This window comes from Mesoflavibacter zeaxanthinifaciens subsp. sabulilitoris, assembly GCF_014191595.1.
GTDB classification, from domain to species: domain Bacteria; phylum Bacteroidota; class Bacteroidia; order Flavobacteriales; family Flavobacteriaceae; genus Mesoflavibacter; species Mesoflavibacter zeaxanthinifaciens.
Map to the genome: position 1 here is coordinate 1 of NZ_JACHWV010000016.1, position 650 is coordinate 650.

Sequence of the window (650 nt, forward strand, 5' to 3'; positions counted from 1 at the left end):
AACGCTACAACAGATGATGGCTATGCACCAGCAGTAGGTGATGTATCAGGAACCGTATTCGAAGATACTAACGGAAACGGAGTACAAGATGCAGGAGAAGAAGGAATTGCAGGTGTAGATGTTGTCGTAACAGATGTCGATGGTAACCCAACGACAGTAACCACAGATGCTAATGGAGATTGGACAGCAACCGACATTCCAGTAGGCGATGCAACGGTAGATGTAGATGAGACTACATTACCAGCAGACATTACAGATACCTTAACCACAACAGGTTCAGATCCAGAGACGGTAACCGTAGTTGAAGGTACAAACACAACCACTGATGATGGTTATGCACCAGAGCCTTGTCCAGATGCAACAGATACTGATGGAGACGGCTTAACAGACTGTGAGGAAATAACAGGAATCGATGATCCAAACACACCAGAAGATCCAAACACATATGGACCAGGACCATTCGATCCAAACAATCCATGTGATCCAATCGGAATCAATAGTACAGATACTGATGGAGATGGCTTAACAGACTGTGAGGAAACAACAGGAATTGATGATCCAAACACATCAGAAGATCCAAACACATATGGACCAGGATCATTCGATCCAAACAATCCATGTGATCCAATCGGAATCAATAGTACAGATAC

The 650-nt window shown here is 43.8% G+C and carries 1 protein-coding gene; it reads left to right on the forward strand.

Annotation, left to right across the window (positions count from 1 at the left end):
* Window positions 1–650: SdrD B-like domain-containing protein (locus tag FHS04_RS14280; RefSeq protein WP_317617188.1), on the forward strand; the 650-nt coding region annotated here is incomplete at both ends.